19 protein-coding genes are annotated in these 25,430 nt (G+C 45.7%); 9 read left to right on the forward strand and 10 right to left on the reverse strand.

Annotation, left to right across the window (positions count from 1 at the left end; all coding sequences use genetic code 11):
* Positions 1 to 89 precede the first annotated feature (89 nt).
* Complete coding sequence (locus A3K86_RS18055; protein WP_068336976.1) at positions 90 to 1,958, reverse strand: fructose-specific PTS transporter subunit EIIC; 1,869 nt, start codon at positions 1,956 to 1,958, stop codon at positions 90 to 92.
* Positions 1,959 to 2,235: 277 nt separating this feature from the next.
* On the opposite strand from A3K86_RS18055, the gene A3K86_RS18060 reads away from it, so the two are divergent.
* Positions 2,236 to 2,538: a PTS fructose transporter subunit IIB gene (locus tag A3K86_RS18060; RefSeq protein ID WP_068334602.1), complete on the forward strand. Its 303-nt coding sequence runs from the start codon at positions 2,236 to 2,238 to the stop codon at positions 2,536 to 2,538.
* Between the two features lie 14 nt (positions 2,539 to 2,552).
* Positions 2,553 to 3,329 carry a PTS sugar transporter subunit IIA gene (locus A3K86_RS18065; RefSeq protein WP_068334605.1) on the forward strand — a complete coding sequence of 259 codons (777 nt, stop codon included), beginning with the start codon at positions 2,553 to 2,555 and terminating at the stop codon, positions 3,327 to 3,329.
* Between the two features lie 25 nt (positions 3,330 to 3,354).
* On the opposite strand, the gene A3K86_RS18070 is transcribed toward A3K86_RS18065, so the two are convergent.
* Positions 3,355 to 4,194, reverse strand: coding sequence for a helix-turn-helix transcriptional regulator (locus A3K86_RS18070; RefSeq protein WP_068334608.1), 840 nt, complete (start codon positions 4,192 to 4,194; stop codon positions 3,355 to 3,357).
* A 368-nt stretch (positions 4,195 to 4,562) separates the two neighbouring features.
* Between A3K86_RS18070 and A3K86_RS18075 the strand changes: the two genes are divergently transcribed.
* The 5 genes from A3K86_RS18075 to A3K86_RS18095 all read left to right on the forward strand — a co-directional run bounded on the left by A3K86_RS18075 (position 4,563) and on the right by A3K86_RS18095 (position 12,428).
* A complete protein-coding gene (locus tag A3K86_RS18075) occupies positions 4,563 to 6,503 on the forward strand; it encodes a fructose-specific PTS transporter subunit EIIC (protein WP_068334611.1) in 1,941 nt (646 codons plus the stop codon).
* Between the two features lie 197 nt (positions 6,504 to 6,700).
* On the forward strand, positions 6,701 to 7,915 hold the full coding sequence (gene manA / locus A3K86_RS18080) for a mannose-6-phosphate isomerase, class I (protein WP_068336980.1): 1,215 nt from the start codon (positions 6,701 to 6,703) through the stop codon (positions 7,913 to 7,915).
* 277 nt (positions 7,916 to 8,192) lie between these two features.
* Positions 8,193 to 8,633, forward strand: coding sequence for a PTS sugar transporter subunit IIA (locus tag A3K86_RS18085; protein WP_068334614.1), 441 nt, complete (start codon positions 8,193 to 8,195; stop codon positions 8,631 to 8,633).
* A gap of 12 nt (positions 8,634 to 8,645) precedes the next feature.
* Entirely contained in the window at positions 8,646 to 10,040 is a 1,395-nt protein-coding gene (locus A3K86_RS18090; RefSeq protein WP_068334618.1) for a fructose-specific PTS transporter subunit EIIC, read from the forward strand.
* Between the two features lie 351 nt (positions 10,041 to 10,391).
* Positions 10,392 to 12,428 (forward strand): methyl-accepting chemotaxis protein, encoded by a 2,037-nt coding sequence (locus A3K86_RS18095; protein WP_068334621.1) that lies wholly within the window; start codon positions 10,392 to 10,394, stop codon positions 12,426 to 12,428.
* Positions 12,429 to 12,507: 79 nt separating this feature from the next.
* Here the strand turns inward: A3K86_RS18095 and A3K86_RS18100 are convergent, their stop codons facing one another.
* The 7 genes from A3K86_RS18100 to A3K86_RS18130 all read right to left on the reverse strand — a co-directional run bounded on the left by A3K86_RS18100 (position 12,508) and on the right by A3K86_RS18130 (position 21,634).
* Complete coding sequence (locus A3K86_RS18100) at positions 12,508 to 12,927, reverse strand: GNAT family N-acetyltransferase (RefSeq protein WP_068334624.1); 420 nt, start codon at positions 12,925 to 12,927, stop codon at positions 12,508 to 12,510.
* 213 nt (positions 12,928 to 13,140) lie between these two features.
* Complete coding sequence (locus A3K86_RS18105; protein ID WP_068334627.1) at positions 13,141 to 16,317, reverse strand: efflux RND transporter permease subunit; 3,177 nt, start codon at positions 16,315 to 16,317, stop codon at positions 13,141 to 13,143.
* Positions 16,318 to 16,328: 11 nt separating this feature from the next.
* Complete coding sequence (locus A3K86_RS18110) at positions 16,329 to 17,450, reverse strand: efflux RND transporter periplasmic adaptor subunit (protein ID WP_068334631.1); 1,122 nt, start codon at positions 17,448 to 17,450, stop codon at positions 16,329 to 16,331.
* 191 nt (positions 17,451 to 17,641) lie between these two features.
* A complete protein-coding gene (locus tag A3K86_RS18115) occupies positions 17,642 to 18,535 on the reverse strand; it encodes a LysR family transcriptional regulator (protein WP_084406676.1) in 894 nt (297 codons plus the stop codon).
* A gap of 316 nt (positions 18,536 to 18,851) precedes the next feature.
* Positions 18,852 to 19,202 (reverse strand): hypothetical protein, encoded by a 351-nt coding sequence (locus A3K86_RS18120; RefSeq protein WP_068334634.1) that lies wholly within the window; start codon positions 19,200 to 19,202, stop codon positions 18,852 to 18,854.
* Between the two features lie 129 nt (positions 19,203 to 19,331).
* Complete coding sequence (locus A3K86_RS18125; RefSeq protein ID WP_068334638.1) at positions 19,332 to 19,988, reverse strand: hypothetical protein; 657 nt, start codon at positions 19,986 to 19,988, stop codon at positions 19,332 to 19,334.
* 389 nt (positions 19,989 to 20,377) lie between these two features.
* The gene (locus A3K86_RS18130; RefSeq protein ID WP_068334641.1) at positions 20,378 to 21,634 is read right to left on the reverse strand and encodes an MFS transporter; all 1,257 of its coding nucleotides are present in this window, start codon (positions 21,632 to 21,634) and stop codon (positions 20,378 to 20,380) included.
* A 186-nt stretch (positions 21,635 to 21,820) separates the two neighbouring features.
* On the opposite strand from A3K86_RS18130, the gene A3K86_RS18135 reads away from it, so the two are divergent.
* Complete coding sequence (locus tag A3K86_RS18135; protein WP_068336986.1) at positions 21,821 to 22,717, forward strand: LysR family transcriptional regulator; 897 nt, start codon at positions 21,821 to 21,823, stop codon at positions 22,715 to 22,717.
* 195 nt (positions 22,718 to 22,912) lie between these two features.
* Positions 22,913 to 24,334, forward strand: a complete 1,422-nt coding sequence (locus tag A3K86_RS18140) for an esterase/lipase family protein (protein WP_068334644.1) — start codon at positions 22,913 to 22,915, stop codon at positions 24,332 to 24,334.
* Between the two features lie 194 nt (positions 24,335 to 24,528).
* Here the strand turns inward: A3K86_RS18140 and A3K86_RS18145 are convergent, their stop codons facing one another.
* The gene (locus A3K86_RS18145) at positions 24,529 to 25,203 is read right to left on the reverse strand and encodes a fructose-6-phosphate aldolase (protein ID WP_068336989.1); all 675 of its coding nucleotides are present in this window, start codon (positions 25,201 to 25,203) and stop codon (positions 24,529 to 24,531) included.
* Positions 25,204 to 25,430: the final 227 nt, after the last annotated feature.

Genomic DNA, 25,430 nt, shown 5'->3' on the forward strand with positions numbered 1-25,430 from the left:
ATCAAGGTAAGAAAAAGGCTCCATAAAATTATGGAGCCGAGGAGCACAATAGCTTGGGGGAACTATTGAGTTGGTATGAATTTAATAAGCTAACGCTTGGACTGAATTAACGCGGCTGCATTTAGCATCGCATCTTTGGTGCTGACATCAATAGTCGCGATATTCGTAAATCGCTCAGGCGCTTTAATCGCGACATCGTGGGCAAAGATCACCAACTTCGCTTTCGCGATATCACGCTCGGTGATCCGATTAATGATCCCGTTCGCCCCTTGAGTTTCCACCTTGATTTTAACGCCTAACGCACACGCCGCTTTCTCTAACGATTTTGCCGCCAAGAAGGTATGGGCAACCCCTGATGGGCACGAAGTAACAGCCAATATATCCGCTTCGCCTTCACCCTCTACCGAACTGTAATGACCTGAGGCTAAGGCATGATCTTCATCCTCATTCACTGTCTTTTTGAGCGCAATAACAATAAGTGCGGTTGTTAGAGCACCTAGTAGGGTCCCGATTAAATAACCGAGCTTGCCATCAACCACGGGTAACACAATCCATCCGCCCCACGGCGCATGGTTGAGCACATGAAACATAAATCCAGTAACGTTACCCACAATACCACCAGCAACAATCGCTGGAAGCACCCTTGCAGGATCGGCTGCGGCAAATGGGATCGCCCCTTCGCTGATCCCTATCATGCCCATGATGCCAGCGGCTTTTCCCGCTTCTCTCTCATCACGTTTGAATTTCTTTGGCGACAAAAATGTGGCTAACGCCAGCCCAAGCGGCGGAGTACAAATCGCAATACCCACCCCGCCCATCAACCAAGGTTGAGTATTCACTTGGGTCTGAGCAAACAACGTCGCGACCTTATTGATTGGCCCGCCCATATCGAAAGCCGTCATCGCCCCTAAGATACTGCCGAGCAATACCTTACCAGAGCCAGCCATCCCCGTTAGCCACTCGTTTAACATCAACATCGCGCTTGCTATCGGATTACCTATCAGCCACATCACTGCACCACAGGTAGCAAACGTCCCTACCAGAGGATAAATAAAAATGCTGCCGAGCGAGCTCATACTATCGGGTAGGGTGATTTTCTTGAGCATCTGCACCACAAAGCCAGCAAAAAAGCCAACGACAATCGCGCCCAGAAAACCGGTGTGATAATGATTTACCGCCACCCACGAGCCAATCATCCCCGGTGCTAAACCCGGTTTATCAGCAATGGAATAGGCGATATAGCCACCTAACACTGCAGTAAAGAGAGTTAATCCGGCAATGCCCATTTCAGCAATATCCGCCAGCATCCCAGTTTCAGGTACACCACCATGACCTGAAATCATCACCGAAAGCGACAGCAGTACTCCTCCGGCAACAATAAAAGGGATCATATGAGAAGTGCCAAACAACAAGTGTTCTTTAATGTGCGCCAGTCGCTGCTTGAACGGGCTTAATGGCTCTGCGATAAATTCAGGTACATCAAAAGCAGTGTGACCAAACTGAGTTGGCTCAATATCAGTCAGTAACTCAAGTGCTTCCTCCACGGATTCCGCACCCTTGAGCTTTGTAATGAAACTTTCTTCGATTAGCTTGGTTGAGAGTTGCGCCAGCACTTCAATGTGGTGATGATCTTGCCCATCGGGCGAGGCCAACATAAAAAACACATCGGAAAGCTCACCGTCTTCAGCGCCATAATCTATCCCGCTGCGACTAATCCCAACCGCGACCGCAGGTTTCGCCACTGCTCCACTTTTGGCATGAGGGATCGCGATCCCTTCCTCGAAACCGGTATTCCCGATCTCTTCCCGTTTCCAAACATCGGCCAAAAATTGAGTCTTATCGACGAGCTTACCTGCCGCATCGAGTAAGTCGGTCAGCTCTGCGAGCACGTCTTCTTTGTTTGTCGCCTTGAGATCCAAACAAATGATCTCAGACTCGATCAGATCGGTTATATCCATGTGTTTGCCTGTCATGTCTCCAAGTCGCCATACCATCACAGCCCGTGCTGGATGCTCTGCCCTTTGACGCTGGGATCTTACTCGTGTCACAGTCACTTTTTGCCATAAGAGTACCCAGTGGCCCCCCTATGAGATATAGGACTAAAACACCATTAACTGGATAAATGTAACATGGTTGGCAAACTGTGATTTGGGTCTTTCATATATTGCTAGCAAAACAAGGCATTCCTTTTGCGCTGTGCTAATATCCGCAAAAAATAGACGTTGAGAAGATCGCATGAAAATTGTTGCTGTCACTGCCTGCCCAACTGGTATTGCACATACTTATATGGCAGCCGATGCGCTTACCAAAGCGGCACCGAAATACAATGTCCACATCAAAGTTGAAACCCAAGGCGCAATGGGCATCGAAAACCAACTTACCTCGCACGATATCGCCCAAGCCGATAAAGTCTTGATTGTATCTGATATTGAAATCGAACAAGCCGCTCGATTTGAGACCATGGATACCATCAAGATTTCGATTGAAGATGTGCTACTCAACGTCGATAAAGTCTTTCTCGTTCACTGCCGTCATTAACAAACCATACAAGCATGAACGAATACCAAATCACCTTTCTGGTGGATAATGCCGAAGCGAGCACTTACGTCGCCCAACCGCTGCGCCAGTTGGCGAAAAAATTCAAAAGTACGCTCCGTATTATCAACATTACCCGCAATCGTACCGCTGAACTGAGCAAGTCTGTCGCCATGCTACAAGCAGGGTTAGTTCAAGGCGATCTCTGCCAAATCACAGCGGTGGGCATTGATGCCGAGCTTGCCTGTTTTGTTCTCAAAGACATCATTGCCGAGCACTTTACAATTGTGGGTGCGCAAATCAATTACGAATTTTCAAGCCAGCTCACCGAGCGTTTTCCGCAGATTTGTCCACCAAGTGAGATCCACTGGCACTACGCCAAAGCCCAAACCGAGCTGACCAAATTTGAGTGTTTAAAAGGGCTGGCGCAGCTTATCTACCCACAAGATCCTGATGAGTTAATTTTGGCTTTCATCAAACGTGAAGAACGTTCAGCCACTTGTGTCACACCAGGGATCGCGCTGCCGCATGTGATGTTTGCCGATACCAACCATATTTCGGTTGCGGTGATCACCAGCGAGACACCGATTGATTGGGAGTCAAAGATGGGCGAGGTGCACTTAGCAATAGCACTGGTGATGCCAGCCAAACCCACCCGTGAACAGATCGTCTCTGCGACTAACCTCACCCGTAACTTATTGTGCGATCAGTTATGCGAGCGCTTAAAACTCACCAAAAGCCGAGTGGCACTTCAAGCCATGCTGATGTACTCGATGTCACGTTTATTACCTTAACGGGTGAGCTTTATTCTGACGGGTATCACATCGAGCCTCGGTACTCGGTTGGCGTTCTACCGGTACGGCTTTTAAACACACGGCAGAAGTAGTTCACGTCTTTAAAGCCACAGCGTAGCGACACTTCATTCAGCTTAAAATTGTATTTCTTGAGCATGAACTTGGCGCGATCAATCCGTACCCAAGTAATGTAATCAGCCAATGTCATGTGCCCTTGCTGACGGAACAAGCGTGATAGATGATTCGCCGAAATACTAAAGCGAGAGGCAATACTGTCACGGGTGATCGAACGATGAAAGTTCTCTTGAATATAAATACAAATGCCTTGGTAAAGATCTTGAACGCGACTGTGTGATTTCTCGACGGGTGCATCCAGCATGGTTTTACTGTATTGCAACAAGGCTTGGAGCAATAACTCGTCCATCGGTTTTTTGTTACTTTCCCGTGCCAACGAACTCAAAGCTTCCAAAATATTATCAATCGCAAAACCCGAGCGAGTTTGAATACTGTGCTTTTGAATGTCGTAAAAACTCGCCTCACCTTTACGTTTACTCACCAAACTCAGCCCTAACTGGCGCCGTCCAAACAGCATACTTAAGACCGAGCAATCAGTATCCCAATCCGGTTTATTCCAGCAGTTAGGCGGCACAAAAATCGCGTCTCCCGTCTTAGCGATGACCTTGGTAATGGTGCGGTCATGCCCTTCCATTTCATTGATGTATTCGCCATCTAGCACTAACTCTAAACGTGGAAAGTTAACCTGATAGCTAAACGGTGGAGGGGTATGAAAATCCCCCGCAAACCAAATGTGATGGAATGGTTCGCGCTCATTGAGCACCGACGAAATCAAATCATGAAATACCATTATTACACTCTCAATAAGCATGCTTAATGCTATGCAGATATAGATATACCTGCTGTTGAGCTTGTTGGCTATTGAGCAAAATCACAACTTACGATAAGCGTTACAATAATCCAGAAAAAGACTTAAATTTACAGCTCTACAAAGCGTTAAACCCACACCAATAATAAACATAATCCATTGTTATAATTAGATTAAATTGTTTTCACCCCTGTATTTCCATCACTAAACCCGCCTTCAACACCGATCAAAATCACACTCTTTTTCTCTAGCTACAATCGTCTAGTAAATGCATTTTATCTTCACTACAGACTCTGTTTCAGCCAGTGAAAAATACCTTTAACACAAGAAAACAGTATTAGAGGTTTTTCATGATCACCACGTTAATCAATCAAGATTTGATTAAGCTCGATCTCCAAGCCGACTCAAAAGAAGCGGTATTTAACGAATTAATCGAGATCTTATTTGCCCAAGGGCGTATTTCAGACAAGGCGCAATTTCTCGCAGATATCCAAGCGCGTGAGGCCGTCGGGAACACTGGCTTTGAAGAAGGCGTGGCGATCCCGCACGCCAAAAGTGCCGCGGTATTAAAACCGGCGGTGGTTATTGGGGTTAGTCAGTCAGGGATCGACTATGGTGCAGAAGATGGCTTGCCTTCAAAACTGTTTTTCATGATTGCCTCACCAGACGGTGGTGACAATCATCACATTGAAGTGCTCGCTCAGCTTTCTTCTAAACTGATCGAAGATGGCTTTATCGACAATTTCATCAACGCCCCATCGAACGAAGCGGCGTTAGCCCTGCTACTCGCTGAGCAAAACCAAGCAGCACCATCAACCCCTTCTCATACAGATGTAGCAAACCAAGGCTTTATCATTGGCGTGACGGGTTGCCCTGCAGGTGTTGCACATACCTACCTTGCAGCCGAAGCCCTTCAGAAAGGAGCGACCGAGTTAGGTTACGACATCTTAGTCGAGACCAATGGCTCCATCGGGGTGAAAAACAGCCCTAGCGCAGATGACATTGCCCGCGCCGACGCCATTGTGGTGGCGTGTGATAAGCAAGTCGACATGACGCGTTTTGCTGGTAAGCGCCTTATCAAAACCAATGTTAAAGCGCCGATCAAAGATGCCAAAGGCGTGATTAACCAAGCACTTGCCGCACCGCAATACCAAGTCGAACAAGGAGCAAATCCAGCATCACAAGCCGCAACCTCAGCCAATTCAATGGCAAGCAAAGCCTCAGATGCACGCTCTGATCTGTACCGTTATTTAATGAACGGTGTGTCGCACATGATCCCATTTGTGGTGACAGGCGGCTTGTTGATCGCCCTTGCGCTTGCCATTGGTGGCGAGCCTTCAGAAGCAGGCATGGCGATTCCTAAAGGCAGCATGTGGAACCAAATTTTGGATGTGGGTGTGGTCGCCTTTACGCTGATGATCCCCATCCTTGCAGGCTATATCGCTTACGCCATTGCTGACCGTCCAGCGTTAGCACCGGGCTTAATTGGTGGTTGGATCGCCAATAACGGTTCTTTCTACGGCGCTGATGCTGGTACTGGCTTTATTGGTGCCATCGTCGCGGGTTTGTTAGTGGGTTACTTCGTGAAATGGATTGTCTCCATTAACTACCACAAATTCATTCAGCCACTGGTGCCAATCATGATTGCACCAATAACGGGCTCACTGTTCATCGCTGGCTTATTCATCTTTGTGATTGGCGCACCGATTGCGGATTTGATGACCAGCCTTACCGCGCTATTGACCAGCATGAGCACAGGTAACGTGATCCTACTGGGTATCGTCCTCGGTGGTATGGCGGGCTTTGATATGGGTGGTCCATTCAACAAAGTCGCGTTCCTGTTCTCGGTTGGCATGATTGCTAGCGGTCAAACCCAATTCATGGGGGCAATGGCTTGTGCTATCCCAGTCGCTCCACTCGGTATGGCGCTCGCAACCGCATTGGGCCGTAAATTCGAACTGTTTGAAGCCTCTGAATTAGAAGCCGGTAAAGCCGCTGGTGCGATGGGTTTAGTAGGCATTTCAGAAGGTGCGATCCCATTTGCCGCTCAAGACCCGATGTCTGTTATTCCTGCCAACGTACTGGGCTCGATGGTTGCCGCTGTTATGGCGTTCTCTTTCGGCATTACCAACAGCGTTGCTCACGGTGGTCCTGTAGTGGCGCTACTTGGCGCAATGAACCACCCGCTACTGGCGCTGATCTGCATGGCAGCAGGTGCGACAGTGACAGCTCTCACCTGTGTCGCACTCAAGAAAATGCGCAAAGCAAAACTGGTCGCAGTGACAGCGTAACGCACATTCCTCTCATCGTCATGGCTTGAGCAATAACGCTCAAGCCAAACCAAAAACTTTCTTCTATTTCACATTAATGATGACAGGTGATCCTCATGTCTGATCTACATGCTGCCACTGTATCTCACCAAGGATACGCTCCTGAAGCTGCACCTACTGCGCCAAACACGAACACGGCGTTAAACCAGCGCCATTCAATGCAAGTGGAACTAACCTTGCTACCGACTATGTTGCGTAAGTTTTTTCCGATGACCAATGTGATCCAAAACTACGCATGGGGGAGCACCTCTTCCATCCATGATCTCTTTGGCATAACTAACCCAAACCACGAACCTCAAGCTGAAGTCTGGATGGGAGCGCACCCCAACGGCTGCTCAACCATAGGAATTGGCGCTAATGCCACCAAACTCTCTACCTTGATCGACAACAATGCCGCCCTATTTTTAAACGATGCGATTGCCGATCATTTTGGTGAGCTGCCTTACCTCTTTAAAATATTGGCGGCTGAAAAAGCGCTATCGATCCAAGTACATCCAAATAAAGCGCAAGCCGAACGGGGCTTTGCGCGAGAACAACAGCAAGGTATTGCGCTCACTGCCAGCCATCGCAATTACAAAGATCCTAACCACAAGCCAGAACTGGTATATGCCTTAACACCGTATCAGGCAATGAATGGATTTAGATCGACGGCGCAGATCATCAATAACTTTAAACAACTGGCGATCAGCGAGCTTGAGCCCTTAATTAACCAACTAGAATCATCACCGACACCACAAGCGTTAGCCGACTTCTTTGCCGCGCTACTTTCAATCGAAGGTGAAGCCAAAGCTCAAGCAATTAATAAACTAATCCACTATGCCAGCCAATCCGAACAACCGCTGTTTACCTTAATTACCGAGTTAGCTAAACAGTACCCTGGCGATGTTGGTTTATTCGCCCCACTACTGCTCAATGTCATCACTCTAGAACCTGGTCAAGCGATGTTTTTAGATGCTGAAACCCCCCACGCTTACATTAAAGGGACTGGACTTGAGATCATGGCAAACTCAGACAACGTGCTGCGCGCAGGGCTCACCCCTAAACACATGGACGTGGACGAACTGATCGCCTGCACACGATTTGTAGAAAAGCCTTATCAAGACTTACTGCTAACGCCGATAGAGTGTGAGGACATGCTGGAATACCCAATTCCAGTCGACGATTTTAAGTTCGCTATTATTCAACGTGCTCACCAGCGCATTATTGTCAGCAATAGCGCTGAGATCTTACTGCCACTGGACGATACATTAGTGCTAACTCACCCAGATGGAGAATCTTGCGTGATTGAAAAAGGACAATCTGTGTTTATTCCGGCCTACGCACAAAGTTATCAGCTCGATTGTAAAGGAAGGATCGCCCGCGCTTATTGCTAATAGCCAATCTTTAATCGCCTTGCTTTAATAATCCAGCTATTAAGAAAAAACGTTAACAAACATATTAATAAGCCTCGTTCATGCGAGGCTTTCTTTTGTCATCAACTTTGCTAGCAACAAAAATAAATGTGATCACACCGAGGTTCTATTAATGACCTTAGTCACACTTAAAATAGGGTGATACAAAAATATAGTTGATGATCTTTTTTTACTATTTCTGATTTTTAGCTCAAGCCTTAAATTAAACACATCAGTTAAATACGTAACGAGTTAAAAAATGATCACGCAATTAACCAACCTAAACCTAATTAAAAAAGAGCTAACGGCAAATACCAAAGCAGAAGTGTTTGATGAGCTAGCTCAAATGCTGTTTGAAAATAGCCGTATTAGCAGCAAAGCTGATTTCCTTACCGATATCGCAGCGCGTGAATCTATTGGTGTGACATCAACCGATGGCATCGCCTACCCTCACTCAAAAAGTAAAGCTGTTATCGAGCCTGCTATAGCTGTTGGTGTTAAGGCTAACGGCATTGACTACGATGACGAAGACGGCATCAAACCAACCGTGTTCTTTATGATTGCCTCTCCTGATAATGGCGCTGATCACCACATTTACGTTCTTCAAGAATTATTCGGAAAATTCAGCGAAGAATTTATTGAAAATATCCATAACGCAAAAGATGAAGACCAAATTCTGACTATTTTAATTAATTCATAAGGCATAGTAATTATGAGTACCCTAGCCGTTCAACCAACAAATAATAGTGATGTTAAAAAGTTCATGAGTACCTTAAAAGGTCACCTTTTATTCGGTACTTCTCACATGCTGCCTTTCATTGTCGCCGGTGGTGTATTATTAGCACTCGCGGTAATGGCATCAGGTAAAGGCGCTGTACCTGCTGATGGTCTCCTTGCTGATATTTCTAATATTGGTATTAAAGGTTTAGTGTTATTCCCAATTATTCTTGGTGGTTTCATTGGCTATTCCATCGCGGATAAACCCGCTCTTGCTCCTGCGATGATTTCATCTGGCATTATGGCAGACATGGGCGGCGGCTTCCTTGGCTGTATCGTGGCAGGTTTCATTGCTGGTGGCGTCGTTTTCCAACTAAAGAAAATCCCACTATCAGCTAACATGACAGCCCTTGGTGCTTACTTCATCTACCCACTTCTTGGCACCCTAATTTCTGCAGGTATCGTGCTTTGGGGTATCGGTGAACCAATCAAAATCTTCATGGCAGCAATGAACGAGTTCCTTGCTTCTATGGCTGGCGCATCAAAAATGGTACTGGGTACAATTCTTGGTGGTATGACAGCATTTGATATGGGCGGCCCAATCAACAAAGTAGCAACCCTATTTGCTCAAACACAAGTTGATACCCAACCTTGGCTAATGGGCGGTGTTGGTATCGCGATCTGTACCCCACCACTAGGTATGGCGCTAGCAACTTTCATGTTCAAAAAGAAATTCACAAAACAAGAACAAGAAGCTGGTAAAGCCGCCGCTATCATGGGCTCAATCGGTATCTCTGAAGGTGCAATCCCATTCGCTGCGAACGACCCTGTACGCGTACTTCCTTCTATCGTTGCGGGCGGTATCGTTGGCTGTGTATTCGGCTTCTTAACTAACGTTTTACTTCATGCTCCTTGGGGCGGTTTAATCACCGCACCGGTATCAAGCAACATCCCAATGTATGTGGTTGGTATCGCACTAGGTTCGCTCACAACCGCGCTTATCGTTGGCTTCTGGAAACCTGTGGTTGTTGAAGATGACGAACAAGAAATTGAAGCAGCGCCAGTACAAACTGCGGCACCAGTGGCTGGCGAAGGTGAATACGATGTGGTTGCCGTAACTTGTTGCCCATCAGGTGTGGCTCACACCTTCATGGCAGCGAAAGCGCTAGAAAAAGCAGGTGCGGCTGCGGGGATCAAAATCAAAGTTGAAACCCAAGGTCAAAACGGGGTGCAAAACCGCATTACCGACCTAGATGTAGCTAACGCGAAATTGGTTATCTTGGCTCACGATATTCAAGTGAAAGACGCCCAACGCTTCGCAAATGCCAATGTCGTTGAGTGCTCAACCAAAGAAGCGATGAAGAAAGCCGCGACGCTTATCCAAGGTTAAGTAATTCGTTAACTCACGCACAATTACAACACCAATAAAGCTCTCCTCTTTGGAGAGCTTTTTATTTCATGGTACCTTTCGTTATTCCAGCCCAGCTATACTATCAGTCGCTTATTAAATGCATTTCATTCCTAACTGAATAAATTGGTTCACCAAAATAACGAACTGATTGCATATTTAGACTGTAATTTAACTTTTCAATTTTTAAATAAACTTAAATAACCAAGATCAAAAAAAGACATAATTGTCACTCTTATTAATAAGCATTCATTTACACATCCCTTCCACGAATACATTATTGCGTTTTTATTTCCAGAGGGGTAAGAGAAGCGTCTTCTCTAAAAACAGAAAATGTGGAAAGCACTTAATAATAAAAGCATAGGATTCCAACTAAAGTTTGTAATAAGCGTATTGCTTATTATTTCTTTCTCGTCGGTAGCCACCATTGTTTATCGAAACTCTGCCGAGATCTTACTCGAAGATACATTACAAGAGCAGCAATCGAAACTAAACGCGATGGCAGCAAGTATTGCCGGACAATTCAATATCTACCTTGAAAGCGCCAAAGAGCTCGAAAGTGCTTTTCGTCTTGGTTACCTACATGGATTAACCGTTGAAGGTGACACGATTAACTTTGCAGGACAGCAAGTTCGCAATGTCACGCTTAACGGACAATCTATGATCAACAACACCGATGTTGTCGATCGCTTTACCCAAAACACCAGTGCAATTGCGACTTTATTTGTTGCCACAGGCAATGACTTCATTCGTGTAGCGACATCACTCAAAGATCATAATGGTAACCGTGCACTAGGCACGAAACTGGGGCTAAATCACCCTGGTTATCAGCAACTAAAAAATGGTCAGCCTTACTACGCGAAAGTTGTTCTTTTCAATCATGACTACCTTACCTATTACGCACCAATTAAAAATGCCAATGGCAAAGTGGTAGCGATCTCCTTTATTGGTCTATCGATTGAAAGCGCATCTAAAGCGGTGTTTGATAGCGTAAGTAATATCCGCTGGGGTGATTCTGGCTATACCATTGTGACCGATAACGATAAAAGCAACTTGGGTGTTTATCTTTACCACCCAGATAGCACCAAACTCGGTCAATCCATTATCAACATTGCTGACTCCAGTGGTAATAAACCATTTGGTCAGATTTTTGAATCAAACAACGGTATTATCAAATACCCATTTGAGTTCAATGGTATGGTCGGTGAAAAATACCTAGTTTACACCGAAGTACCTGGTTGGAACTGGAAACTACTAGGCGGTACTTTTATTAAAGAAGTCACCCAAGGTAGCCAACAGCTTCTAACTATCATCGTTATTGTTGCGCTTGTTGCTGGCGTGCTGACCTTTATTATCCTTGGTTTCTACCTCAATAAGCTGATCAACCCACTTGTGTCACTAACAGGCTACATGGATCGCTTAGGTAAAGGTGAAGTAACCTTGACCATGGAAAAAGGCAATACCCAATCAGGCAACGAAATTGAACGCCTAACAGGTGGTGTTCATAACATGGCTGCCAAGTTAAACGAATTGGTTGGCGCCATTCGCACCACCAGCGAAACCGTCCATAGCCAAGCAAGCAATGTGTCTAACGACGCTCAACAAAGCCTCAGCCAATCGGATGTTCAGCAAGAACAAGTGGAGCAAGTGGTTACAGCAATCGAAGAGATGGCATCATCGGCGAAATCCGTTGCTGAACAAGTTGAGGCCATTGCTGAGAGTGTCCGCTCAGCGAACCAAGACAGTACATCTGGCTCTGATTTGGTATCGCAAGTGAGCGTAGAAGTGGCAGATCTAAACGAACAACTCAAGCAATCAGCAGAAGCCATCGATATGGTGAGCCGCGAAAGCGACAACATTCAAGCCGTGACCCGCATGATTGATGAAATCGCCGAGCAAACCAACTTGCTGGCATTAAACGCAGCAATCGAAGCTGCGCGTGCCGGCGAACAAGGGCGAGGCTTTGCTGTCGTAGCAGATGAAGTACGTACCCTAGCGCACCGCACCCAAGAGTCAGTAAAAGAAGTTGTCGGTATTATCGACCAACTTCGCGGCTGTACTAGCAGCGCGGTATCTATGATGTCGGAGAGCCAGAAGAAAGGAAAACTGGTAACCGAGCAAGCGACACAAGCAGGTCTGGCTTTAGAAGGCATTACCACGCAGGTAACCGAAATTGCCGCTCAAGCAGAAGTGATTGCCGCAACGTCTGAAGAGCAAGCGCAAGTATCACAAGAGATTGCGACCAATGCGACCGAAATCAGCAACCTGAACCGCCAAGGTCGAGATATTGCTGCAGAAACATCAAAGAGTGCAACCAATCTGCAAGAGCTATCAGAAGAGCTACAAAACCAAGTAGATTACTTCCACTAAGCGATAGCGCTAAAAGCAAAATACCATTGCACTAATCACCAGCAAAAGAGAGGCATGATGCCTCTCTTTTTTTTTATCTCTATGCACTTAAGGTTTTCGTCAAAAAATGCAGCGAGCTGGATTGCGGATAATCTTCAAGGGTCATTTGGCATTGATAGCCCAGCTTTTCATAGAAAGGGCGAGCCTGAAAACTTAACGTATCCACCAGCGACTGACGACAACCTAGCTTTATTGCTTGTTGCTCTAATCGCTCCATCAACTGACTGCCCACCTGCTGACCACGCACTGCTTCATCGACCCACAAAAACTTAATCAATAACCAATTGCCCCACACTTCCGCGTAGATCCCACCTTGTTTTTGCTCTCGCTCATCAATGGCGTACAAGGCCAACGACTGTTTGCGGATCCCCTCTAGGTGCGGAGTGTTATGACGAATCAAACCATCACGGATCACCTTAATATCATCATCACTGGGACTGAGGTCGAACTGATATTCCATGGTGATACTCCTTTATCGCTCATTTCATTCTTTGTCATCATCAATATCGACTTACGCCTTTACTCTATCTTTGTACGGAATAAAGGTTAAGCACAGAAACGAAAAAAGGTTTCCCCTCAATGTATCAGCCAAACATCAAGAGGAAACCTGTGGTTATGTCGTTTTAGTGCAAGTCACCAACACTAAACTTTGAGAACAATTTAAAGCTTGTTATCACGCCTGCTGTGGCGCTTGCTCTAATTGTTCAAGCTGAGATTCTGATTGCTGCTCGACCTGCTTTGTCGCTAATGGGCGACGCCATTCACGTAAGCGCTGCAATGCCACAAAGTAAATCGGTACTAGCAAACAACCAATGATAGTCGCTGCTAACATGCCGCCAAAGCTGGCTGCACCTAGGGCATTCAGGCTGGCTGCACCTGCATTCGATGCCAATACCAATGGCACGACACCCAAGATGAAGGCGAAGGCTGTCATCATTACCGCACGAATACGCAGCGCAATCGCTTCTTTTGCTGATTCAAGGATACCCAGACCACGCTCTTCACGTAGCACTTTGGCAAACTCGACAATCAGAATGGCATTACGGCTTGCCATACCAATCATCAGAATCAGTGCCACTTGGGTGTACAAGTTAATGGTGCCACCGAGTGAAGCAACAAAGGCAAGCGCACCAAAGACCCCGGTCGGCACACACAATACAATGGCTAATGGGATCATCCAGCTTTCGTACTGAGCCACCAAGAACAAGTATGTGAACAAGAGAGCCAGCGCAAACAAGTAAGGCGCAGAATCACCCGCTTCAAGCTCTTGGTAAGTCATCCCTGTCCACTCCACTGCATAGCCATCAGGCAGCGCTGTTTTCGCTAGCGCTTCCATCTTGGCAATCGCATCGCCCGAGCTAAAGCCCGCCGCTGGGATCGCTAATACTTGAGCTGTATTGTACAAGTTATAACGTGCGGTAGAGTCGGCACCCACCAATGGGCGATATTCAGCAAAGCTAGAAAGCTTGATCATCTCACCTGACGCAGAACGAACGTAGACACGTGATAAGTCCGCTTCTTCATTACGGTACTCTTGCTCTGCCAATAAATTCACTTGGTAGTTCTTACCGAACTTAGTGAAGTCATTGACATAGGCGTTACCCATCATAGCGCCCAGTGTGGCATTCACTTCTGCCAAATCCACGCCTAGTGCCATTGCTTTTGCACGGTCAATATCGAGATACAGCTGAGGAACATTGGCGCTGAAGGTAGTAAATGCAAAGTCGATTTCTTCCGCTTCATTTAACGCCGCTAAGTAACTCTCAAGTGCTGGTGCCATCTCTTCGATTGGACGACCATTCAGCTCTTCCACTTGTAACGTCAAACCGCCCGCATTACCTAGCCCCGGAATAGGAGGCATCGAGAACGCCATACCCGCGACATTGGGATCACCATCAATCATGGCCTGTACTTTCGCGACTAAGGCAAACTCTGTTTCCTCAGGGCTATTACGTTCATGCCAATCATCCAGAACCACAATCATCATACCGGCATTCGATGATGCAGCGCCTTTTAGCAAGCTGTAGCCTTTCGCTGCGACGACGTGTTTCACGCCCGGCAGTTCACTCACTTTCGCGACCATGTCATCGATCATAGGATCGGTGCGATCCATCGACGCTGCTTCAGGCAAGCTGACATCGACCATGAATGAACCTTGGTCATCCGCAGGTATAAAGTCAGTCGACATGGTTTTACCCAGCATAGCCGTCGCACCAATCATGGCGGCAAACAAGAAGCCAGCAATCAATAAGCGCTTGCCCAAAAAGCCCACAGAATTTACGTAACCACGGGTTACCCAATCAACAAAACGGTTGAACGCAGCCAGTACACCACGGGTTGGCTTTTCTTCATGGCGCATTAATGCCGCACAAAGCGCTGGAGTAAGCGTCAATGCCACAATGGTTGAGATCGCCGTCGATACCGAAATCGTCACACCAAATTGCTGATACATCTGCCCCACCATACCCGGTGCGACTGAAACAGGACCAAATACCGCCAACAACACCAAGGCTGAAGCAATCAATGGGCCAGTCACTTCCTTCATTGCTTTCGAGGTTGCTTCAGGCGCAGCAAGGTGCTCCTCTTCCATGATCCGTTCTACGTTTTCTAACACCACGATAGCGGCATCCACCACCACCCCGATAGCCAGAATCAAACCGAACATAGAGATGGTGTTGATATCAATACCCAGTGCTGACATCACCACGAACGTTGCCACCAACGAAACCGGGATCGCCACGGTTGGGATCAAGGTTGCACGCCAGCTTTGTAAGAATAAGAAGGTCACTACCACAACTAAGCACACAGCAATGTAGAGCGTTTCAAAAACCTCATCCATCGACAGCTTAATAAAGGTGGTCGAGTCGAATGACACTTCGTAGTCCATATCGGTTGGGAAGCGATCCGCAAGGCTCTCCATCGCAGCACGCACATCTTCAGCAACTTGCACCGCATTCGCACCCGGCGCTTGGTAAATCGCTAAGATTGGACTCTCTTTACCTGCGAACGTAGACATTGCAGCATATTGTTCAGAACCCAGCTCCACTCGCGCCACGTCTTTAAGGTAAATGAAGCTACCATCTGGCTCTGCGCGCAGAATAACCTCTTCAAATTGCTCTGCATTAACCAATCGACCTTGGGTTTGGATGGTGTATTGAAATACCTGCTGACCCGCTCCCGGACGCTCACCCAGTTTACCCGCTGCTACCGTGGTATTTTGAGCCGCAATCGCCGCTGAAATATCGTTGGCTGTAATACCCTTTGCCGCCATTTTTTCTGGGTTTAACCATACGCGCATCGAGTATTTTTGCTCACCAATCACCTGCACTTTACCTACGCCTTTAACACGCAATAAAGCATCAACCATATTGAGTGAAGCGTAATTCGACAGGAACAAGTTGTCGTAGGTACCGTTAGGTGAAAACGGGTTAACTGTCATCAAAATTGAATTCGAGACTTTCTCGACTGTCACCCCTTGCTGTTTCACTGGCTCTGGCAACTTGGCCATCGCTTTATTAACGCGGTTTTGCACCAGCACCTGCGCCTTATCAGGGTCAGTACCTATCGCAAAAGTCACGTACGCAATGTAGGTGTTATCGTTGTTCGATTTTGAGTCGAGGTAAATCATCCCCTCAACGCCATTGATCTCTTGTTCAATCGTGGTAGCGACCGTATCACGCAACGTGTTGTGATCTGCGCCGGGGAAAACTGCAAACACTTCAATCGAAGGTGGTACGACATTCGGAAATTGTGAAATCGGCATTTTCGCTAAGCTAAGTAAACCCGCTAGCGTCATCACAATCGAAATAACGATCGCGAATTTCGGCCGTTTAATGAAAAACTCTGCCATGACATCAACCTCTACTGGATTACTTCAATCGGTTGACCTGCACGCACTTGCTGCAAGCCTTCCACAATCAGGCGTTCACCATCTTGAAGTCCATTTTCAACTACCCAGTTTTTCCCTAAACGCTGACCCAGCGTTAGGTAACGCTGCTCAGCTAAATCCTGCTGATTGGCAACCATCACAAAACGACCCGCTTGATCTTCTTGCACCGCCGATTGTGGGATCACAATCTTTTGCTCACCCTGGCTATTAGTGGTAGTTAGCGTCACGAACTGCCCCGGCACCAAAAGTGCTTCAGGGTTGGGAAATTTGATACGAAAAGTGATTGTGCCGTTGCTACCGTCCACTTGGTTATCGACAAAGTTCACTTCACCTTGGTGGCGATAAACTGTGCCATTGGCAAGTTGTAAACGAATATCCGGTGCGGTGATCGCTTCACCACGCTGCATCTTGTCTTGGAGGTCGTTTAAATATTGTTTCTCGTTAAGCTTGATGCTGACGTACATATTGTCGTAGCTCACCAAACGCGTTAAAGCGGCGCTTTCAGGGCCAACTAAGCTGCCTGTACTCACACGACTCGCCCCAACCACACCATCAAATGGCGCTGTTACCTTGGTGTAAGACAGTTCCAACTTAGCGCGTTCTAAATCCGCTTTCGCAGCTTTCACTTGGGCAGCTAACTCTTTGCGCTCCGCTTCTAATTGCTCAAGCTCAATTTGGGTGAGTGCGGCTTTCGCGACCAGTTTTTTCGCTTTGCGGTAAGTTTTATCACTGATTTGAAATTGCGCATCGGCTTGTTCCACCATGGCTTCAAGGCGCTGCACTTCGATTTGATATGGCACAGGATCAATACGGAATAATACCTCGCCTTTTTTCACCATTTCGCCTTCAGTGAATAAGCGCTCGGTAATGTAACCTGACACTTTCGGAACGATATCAACTTTATCGACCGCCTGAGTTTTTCCCACAAATTGCTCACTCAAACTGGTTTCTTGTAGGGCTAACGGAAGCACTTTCACTTGAGGGCTAGGTGCTGCCATCGTGACCTCTGCGGATGCAGAAGGAATAATAGACTCGTTACACGCTGCCAAGAGTAACGGCATCAAAACAACGAGGGCTTTGGCTGATGTACGCATGTGGATCTCCAGAAGGATTAAAATCGCGGAGATCATAAAAAGAAAGGTATCAATTGAAGAATCAGGACCTATAACCTCAAGTTATAGGTCGCGATAAATGTGCCAGTTAATCTTGATTGAAATCAATGAAAGCTGCCAAGTGATTGAAAACAACCTTCATCATGCAGAAGGGCGAAGCAATAAAGTGTGAACTATTTCAAACTAAACTCCTGCTGCAAACTGGAGCGAAGAAACTGAGCCACAGGGCCGAGTCGCTCGTTAGCACGCCACATCAAATCTACCAAGAACGCAGTGCTATTGGTTTGAAATACAGGGTTAAACTCTTTTAGGGTGCCGCTTTCAATTTTATGCTCAAGTAGCAATGACGGAACGGTCGCCCAGCCAATACCCTGCTCAACCATATGTAATAAATCATGTTGATACTGAGCACACCAAATCTCTTGCGAGATCTTACCCTGAGATGACCAAAATGGATGCTCTAACATGGCTTTACAGGCAATTTGACGCTCATTTAGCATGTCGTCTATCGAAACGGATTCCAGATCTGCCAATGGAAAATCTGGACTGCAAATAAATGACCATTCAATATTACCAATAGAAGCAAAATCCATGTTTCTAGGCACAGCATCAGTCACTAAACAGACCCCAAACAACGCCGTTCCCTCACTCACCAGTTGCTCAAACTCAGCCCCAGATGCTCGCAGCAGATTAATCACTGTCAGTGGGTAGCGCTGCGCTACTTTTTCCAGCGTGGTTTCTATTAACTCAACGGGGATCAACTCTTCAATCACAATCGTTAATGAGTCTTCAACCGCCATATTGGCTTGCTTGGCGTAATTTTGGATTCGCTCCGCTTGCCTCAGTAACACTTTAGCTTGATCGAATAAACGTATGCCTTGCTCTGTCATCACTGGGTATTTCCCCGAACGATCAAACAGAGTCATTCCTAAATCAAGTTCAAGGTTATTAATGCTAATACTGATCGCCCCTTGGCTTTTACCAAGGTGACGAGCAGCAGCAGAAAATGAACCTTTCTCTGCCGCGGTCATAAAAGCGGATAACTGATCTAAATTAAGCATACGCATACGATATTAAGCCTATTGATACATTGATTATTGATGCTGGCTCTTATATAGGCGAATCAAAACCTCAATATTGTGAGCCAATCACATTCACGCACAGTCAATTTGAATAAGCGGAACAAGAGCTCTATCCAAATTACTAGATATAAAAAGACCCCACTCAAAATGCAGGTGAGTGGGGTGGTCGACAATGAATAAAATGAAAAAACCCGATGCAGTAGTGTGCATCCATAAGGTCAATCAACGAATGACCTTAAAGTTGCCCGCTAACTGTAAACTAACGTCTTCATTCGCCATTACATCAGAGAGAGGGTAAAAATTAAGGCAATAACGACGCACCAATTTCAGCTTCAATTAAGGCATCTTCCGTTATGGCATCCTCAATAACGGCATCTTCGACTTCTCTATCGATAATGTCTTGCTCAATACTGTCGACAACAATCGCATCTTGAATGGCTTCCTGACATTCAATGTCGGCGTAAGCACCATCAATCACATTGGCACTCGCACCAATCGCGGCGCCAGTCGACGCATCGCCCGCCACAGCACCAACAACACCACCCACTACCGCGCCTTCAATAGCATCGGTAATTTCATTACGCGGTTCACACGGATTTGCCATCACACTCATCGAGCCCATCGCGAGCAAAACAGCCAAAACTTTTTTCATAACAGATCTCTTTACACTCTTTCTCGACTTAGTACTTCGGCAATGAAACCCACTAAGCCTTTAATAAAATTATTGCTTTCGCCTTCCTTGGCGACGACATCAAATTAGTTATTAACAGAGAGCCTGTTATTAGAAATCAAGCACTAGGCCAATTTTCCCGTAGGAGTTACGCTTATCTTTTTCGATGAAACTACCTTCGTTACCCACTTCAACGTATGGCTTGATACCATCGATATTGTTGAAAGTGGCACGAAACTCATAGTTTTGGATGTGGTTACGCGCCGATACTTTTTTGGTTGCGTTATCCAATTGAGATTGATTAATAAACTTCGCGCTTACGTACACGTTATCCGTCGCTTGCACACCTGCGCCTAAATCAACACGTACGATATTTGATTGCAGATCTTTTACTTTTTTCAATGCAACATCGTTACGAACACGGCCAAATACATCAACTTCACCCAACTGAGTACCTGCCGATAGGCCTAGCTTGCCAACATTTGTTGGAAGTTGAGTTTGGTGTACATACTCGCCTTCACCTTTTAGCCAGAAGCTATCAAAATCGTGGGTGTAGCTCGCGTTATATTCGTTGTTTGAGCCTGCACGCTTAGCAGATAAACCAAAGCCTTCATAACTTACAAAAGCTTTAAGACCTGCTTTATTTTCACCAATCTGGCCCTGAGAGTTCACTTTCTGATCCAGTTCTAAACCACCTGCTAGCTCACTTGCTACTGCGCCACCAGAAAGTAGTGCCATCATAGACACTGCCAAGATTGCCTTTTTCATCCTAAATACCTCTAAATCACAAATAAGGCATCCGTGCTCAATTCCCCTGTCCTTAGGTGAGGCAGACTTTACGTAATGGTGAAATTAAGAGCGAAATAGGACCTATTGACATAACTAATATGTCAAACGATACGTATATAAAAGAGTTTGTGGTGTAGGGTTTTGTGGGCAGGGAGGATAAGATCAGAATGCTCGCAGTACCTGTGGCTAAAGGCACTGCGATTCAATGTGTAAATTATGGCTAAATTGAGGCTTACAAGAATTTCTCAATTAACACTTCATCAATGTATTAACCGCGCACATAAGAGAACAGCTTTTCATAGCCTTTATCTTCAGCCGCAACAAGTGTCGACTCAAACAAACGCTTCAATACCTTGCGAGCACCATAATCAATCACCATAATTAATGAACCTCACCCACAACACTGGCACCAATAAAATTAGCGCAGAAGCAACATAAACCAGCATTGAAAAATCCAGTTGCTGTGAATGAATTTCCACCATCACAAAAACACTACCAACTGCGCCACCAATGGCGATCGAAATATGCTGCAGCGCATTTTGTAAACTAATAAAGATTGGTCTTTCGACCTCATTTAGTCCTGTGATTAACTCAGTTGAAACGACCAAAGTACGGGCTGAACTCACGACGACAAATAAACAAAAAGCGAATGCGGCTAAGTGTAGATTTTCAAACTCAAACCCCATCACTAATGTAGTAACCATCAAGAGTGAACAAAACCAGACTAAAGCCATGACAGCCTTCTGATGAAACGGCTTTCGCGCGTACGCCTGCATAAGTACAAAAGCACCTACCCCGCTTACGGTATAACAGCTACTCAATAACTCACTCTTAATATGAAGGTTGGTTATCAATAGAACCGGAAACTGTGTGGAAACCGTAAAGGTACTAAGTACTGCCGCAACCAAGATTAACGCTGAAAAAACGATTTTCCGGTTATTTACTTGCGAGTTATTACGAATGCCTAAACGCCATAATTGGCGATGTGGTTTAGCATTATTCGAAAGTTCTAAAGTAGGCTTTGATGTAAACGCAGGCTGACCATTTCGCGTATTAAACACCACAAAAATAGCTAACAAAGCCACGCCAATAAGAACTGCGCCCAAAACGCTAAACCCTTGCTGCCAATTCACCGTCGATGAAAGAAATATCAGGCAAGGTACGCCCAAAGCTAGCGCCAAAGGAAAGGAGCTAAACAGCAATGCCAAATTGCGTTTTTTCTGCTCATCACTGGAAATCAACAACACATAATTCAGTACCCGCACCGCTAAAATGCCGCCAAACCCACCAGTGATAACCCGTACGATCAACAACAGATAAAAATCACTGATATGAGCTGTGATTAAGGTCATTAGAGTGATCCCCGTCAGCGCGATATTTATCTTCCTTTGCTCATTGATGTGATGCTGCGTACCGCGAACAAACAAGCAAACCACCGCCGCTGAAACAGCGTAAGCTGAGACCAAGTAGCCAGCATAAGCACTACTACCTACAGTATCTAATGCCATAGAGGCACTAAACGGCACTACCACTAACGAATCGAGGGCAACAAGAAAATAAATGAGAAAACAAAACCATTGCTGGTATCCCAGCTTGTTTGTAGAGCAAGGGGTGACGTTATCCATAGCACTCACTTTGATTTAGGTATCAACAGGAATAACGCAATGTAATTAAGAGTGATTTTGCAATAAAGATGCAATTGCTGGTTAGATAATCCCAGATAAGATAACAATAATTCTCGTATAATCTGTGGCGGATAAGCTCCAGCCATAAAAAGAACATCAACAGAGGCAATGACAGCGAGGTGGGTAGTGCTAGATAAAATTGAACAGAAATGGCTACAAAGTTTTCATGCTGTTTTTGAGCTCAATAGCTTTAAAAACGCGGCCGAGCAACTCGAGCTCCCCACTTCCAATATCAGCCGTCACATTACCTTGTTAGAACAGGCGTTAAATGTACGATTGTTTGAGCGCACGACTCGCCGTGTCAATGCCACCGAGGCAGGGAAACAGCTTTATTCTTCCACTCACTCTATATTCACAAACTTAAACGACGCATTAGAAGATATCGCTAAACACACCCACACCATGAGCGGACGACTTAGGCTCATCATGCCCGACATTGCGCCTTTATCCTCAGCCCTGGTGTCGTTTAGTTGTCGTTACCCTGATATTAACATTGGCTGCGAGACCAGTTTAAATCCACAAGAAGATCTTCTTGATGGCTTTGATCTCATCATCAGCTTTAACCGCGGCAAGCTCACCGACTGTGGTTGGGTCGCGAAAGAAATTCACCGTTTAGAAAGCGTCGTAGTCGGTTCTCCTGCGCTGATTAGCAAAGTAGGTAAACCTTATTTGCTTACCGAGTTAATCCAAATGCCATGTATTAGCAGTTTAACCGCACTCAACGCCAGCCCATGGGTCTTTCAAACAGGCAAACATCAGTTCATCAAACAAAGCGTCAACGCATCATTTAAAGTCAATAGCGGACAAACCGCCAGAACTGCCGCCATTGCAGGGTTAGGTTTTGCGATATTACCAAAAGAATCGTGCCGCCAAGAGCTTGAAGCTGGCACACTGAGCATAGTTGATATGGAAGCCACACCAGCCGATCTGGTGCTATACGCCATGTACTCAGGGCTAAAACATACCCCGCATCGTGTATCTGTGTTTCTTCAACACTTGCAAGAAGTGCTCAGTCAACATTAAGACCCTGTCCCATAAGTGATTCACCCATTGAGCCTTTTGTGACTCTCCTCTCCCTTGTCACCATCTTTATTAACTAGGTTCAAAGCAACCGTTGCCATTATCGTAAATCAAGAGCGTAAACGTAACGCTCTGGTCGTTTCATTGCACCTAGAGCATCGGCAAATAGCGATTAACTTACTGAGAGGGAATCAACACATGATTGTGATATTTGTTCATGGATGGAGCGTTACAGATACCAATACCTATGGCTTATTGCCTGAAGCTATCGCCAAGCAAGCCAGCAACTACGGGCTTAATATCGACATAAAACATATTTGGTTGGGGCGATATATCAGTTTTAACGACACAGTAAATATGACTGATATCATTCGCGCATTTGACCAAGCCTTACGAGACCAAATTCCAGCAGGCGATCATATCGCTGAGTTTTCCTGCATAACCCACTCAACGGGTGGTCCAGTTGTTCGTGAATGGTTGAATCACTATTATGGCAGCCACAATTTAGCGCAGAGTCCGTTACGTCATTTAGTGATGTTAGCGCCTGCTAATCATGGCTCACCATTAGCCGCACTCGGCAAACAGAGGGTTGGTCGAATTAAAGCTTGGTTTGATGGCGTAGAGCCTGGTCAGTTGATACTTGATTGGCTATCTCTTGGCAGCCAGCAACAAATCGATTTAGCTAAAGCCTACCTTGACTACCAACCTGCATCTAACCGCTTTTATCCGTTTGTGTTAACGGGTCAATCCATCGACAAGAAATTCTACGATTTTGTAAACAACTACCTAACCGAGCCCGGCTCTGATGGTGTCGTTCGGGTCTCGGGAGCGAATATGAACTTCAGCATGGTGAAGTTTGTAGAGTCAGAAGAAACAGATACTGTCTCACACATGTCTGAGAACCTCGCGGTGAGTTTGTTAAAACCCGTGAATGGATTCAACCGTCCCGAGCCAGTTCCCATCGGTGTAGTCCCAAATGCCAGTCACTCAGGAAAAAGTAAAGGGATCATGCGTAGTATCGCTAGCGCTAACTCAAAGAAAGTCCAACTTGCTGAGATTCTAAAATGCCTGCAAGTCACCTCACCTGACGATTACCAACAGCGCCAACTGGCACTCTCAGCACTGACCCAACAAACACAAAAACGAAGCCATCGTTATATCAATTTGGTTTTTATCGTTAAAGATGACCAAGGAGTACCTATAACCGACTACGATCTGGTTTTACTTGGTGGACCAAATCGCGAACCCGACAAACTATCAAAAGGCTTCTTCATCGACCGCCAAAAAAATGCAGCCAACCCCAATCATCTCGTCTATTACATAGATTACGATGTCATCATCAAAAGCAAACTAACCGGTTTTAGGATTATTGCCAGACCAGACCAAGGTTTTAGTTTTTATCACCCTGTTGAATTTCGTGATGAAACAGCAGAAATTGATGCGTTACTTAAACCCAATGAGACCTTATACATTGAGGTGGTGATTCACCGCCGTGTTGACCAAGCGGTTTTCCTCTTTGATGAGGCAAGTAATCCCCAAATGCACAAAAAAGGAAAATTAATTAAAACTGAAACCCGCCATAACTTTAAGGAGCAAAAACCAATAGACAAACCAATTTAATCACTCAACCAGAAGCAATTAACTCTGCAAAAGAAGCCGCAGTAATAAAGAAGTGAGAATAGATTAATAATTTTAAAACATGCTCACACGTCACCCTATCGGTTTGAATAGCGAGTTAACCCAAACCACTGAAAATAATAACGCTAAAAAAGGGAAGCTCATTGCTTCCCTTCATTTTGAGAAATGACACACGATCAACTTTCAAATGAAAGCTTCTCGCCGAACGTCTCTTTCCAATCTTTATCGAACTGTTCAACCGCAGGTTTGACTGCTGGATGAGCGAACATTTGCGCCGCCACATCGGTTGGTAATGTAATGGCTTCGATGCCCAGTTTCATCACCTCCATCGCTTGTTGAGTGTTTTTGAAACTGGCTGCCAAAATCTTCGCTGGTAGTTGGTTTTGATCGAGCAACAATTGAAGATCGGCGACCACTTCAACACCGTTGCCGTTCATCGCATCAATGCGGTTTACGTAAGGTGCTAGGTAGTCTGCACCGCACAGTGCTGCAAGGAAACCTTGTTGAGCAGAGTAGATAGCGGTAGCAAGAACCTGAATTCCCTCTTTTTTCATTAACTTAATTGCCGCTAAACCCGTTTCTGTTGCTGGCACTTTTACCACCATATCGTAAGGCAATTCATTCAGTTGACGTGCTTCTGCCACCATGCCTTCAACAGTTGAACTCACGACTTGCGCGTGAAAACGCGGTGTCCCGCCAAGTGCTTCTTGCATGCCTGTTAGGGTTTCATTCAGTCCCTGTTTTGACTTCGCCAAAATGCTTGGGTTTGTCGTCACGCCTTTTAGCGGTAGGCACTGGTTAAAGCGTTTTACTTCTGCCACATCAGCAGTATCTAAATAAAGTTCAATCATGGTTTCTACCTTAAACAAAATCTTCGTTTTGATGATGGGATCACTATAGATCTGACAATCGAACGAGATCTTGATTTTGATCAATTGAAATTTCATTTGAAATCACAATAATTTCACCAAATGAAAGCAAAGTGAAACTTGTGAACACTCAAATGAAGCTTTCAGTTAGAACACAGAAAAGCCGTTCATAAGACTTAACCAGCAAAAAGAAACGAATTAAGTACACA

The organism is Photobacterium jeanii, from assembly GCF_001650345.1.
Taxonomy (GTDB): domain Bacteria; phylum Pseudomonadota; class Gammaproteobacteria; order Enterobacterales; family Vibrionaceae; genus Photobacterium; species Photobacterium jeanii.

What these genes read in the sequence shown, in the direction of transcription:
- A3K86_RS18120 (WP_068334634.1), bottom strand. Translation starts at nt 19,202, where the DNA reads ATGAAAAAAGTTTTGGCTGTTTTGCTCGCGATGGGCTCGATGAGTGTG.
- A3K86_RS18130 (WP_068334641.1), bottom strand. Translation starts at nt 21,634, where the DNA reads ATGGATAACGTCACCCCTTGCTCTACAAACAAGCTGGGATACCAGCAA.
- A3K86_RS18090 (WP_068334618.1), top strand. Translation starts at nt 8,646, where the DNA reads ATGAGTACCCTAGCCGTTCAACCAACAAATAATAGTGATGTTAAAAAG.
- A3K86_RS18060 (WP_068334602.1), top strand. Translation starts at nt 2,236, where the DNA reads ATGAAAATTGTTGCTGTCACTGCCTGCCCAACTGGTATTGCACATACT.
- A3K86_RS18145 (WP_068336989.1), bottom strand. Translation starts at nt 25,203, where the DNA reads ATGATTGAACTTTATTTAGATACTGCTGATGTGGCAGAAGTAAAACGC.
- A3K86_RS18095 (WP_068334621.1), top strand. Translation starts at nt 10,392, where the DNA reads ATGTGGAAAGCACTTAATAATAAAAGCATAGGATTCCAACTAAAGTTT.
- A3K86_RS18105 (WP_068334627.1), bottom strand. Translation starts at nt 16,317, where the DNA reads ATGGCAGAGTTTTTCATTAAACGGCCGAAATTCGCGATCGTTATTTCG.
- A3K86_RS18110 (WP_068334631.1), bottom strand. Translation starts at nt 17,450, where the DNA reads ATGCGTACATCAGCCAAAGCCCTCGTTGTTTTGATGCCGTTACTCTTG.
- A3K86_RS18085 (WP_068334614.1), top strand. Translation starts at nt 8,193, where the DNA reads ATGATCACGCAATTAACCAACCTAAACCTAATTAAAAAAGAGCTAACG.
- A3K86_RS18100 (WP_068334624.1), bottom strand. Translation starts at nt 12,927, where the DNA reads ATGGAATATCAGTTCGACCTCAGTCCCAGTGATGATGATATTAAGGTG.
- A3K86_RS18065 (WP_068334605.1), top strand. Translation starts at nt 2,553, where the DNA reads ATGAACGAATACCAAATCACCTTTCTGGTGGATAATGCCGAAGCGAGC.
- A3K86_RS18055 (WP_068336976.1), bottom strand. Translation starts at nt 1,958, where the DNA reads ATGGATATAACCGATCTGATCGAGTCTGAGATCATTTGTTTGGATCTC.
- manA (WP_068336980.1), top strand. Translation starts at nt 6,701, where the DNA reads ATGCAAGTGGAACTAACCTTGCTACCGACTATGTTGCGTAAGTTTTTT.
- A3K86_RS18140 (WP_068334644.1), top strand. Translation starts at nt 22,913, where the DNA reads ATGATTGTGATATTTGTTCATGGATGGAGCGTTACAGATACCAATACC.
- A3K86_RS18075 (WP_068334611.1), top strand. Translation starts at nt 4,563, where the DNA reads ATGATCACCACGTTAATCAATCAAGATTTGATTAAGCTCGATCTCCAA.
- A3K86_RS18070 (WP_068334608.1), bottom strand. Translation starts at nt 4,194, where the DNA reads ATGGTATTTCATGATTTGATTTCGTCGGTGCTCAATGAGCGCGAACCA.
- A3K86_RS18115 (WP_084406676.1), bottom strand. Translation starts at nt 18,535, where the DNA reads ATGCGTATGCTTAATTTAGATCAGTTATCCGCTTTTATGACCGCGGCA.
- A3K86_RS18125 (WP_068334638.1), bottom strand. Translation starts at nt 19,988, where the DNA reads ATGAAAAAGGCAATCTTGGCAGTGTCTATGATGGCACTACTTTCTGGT.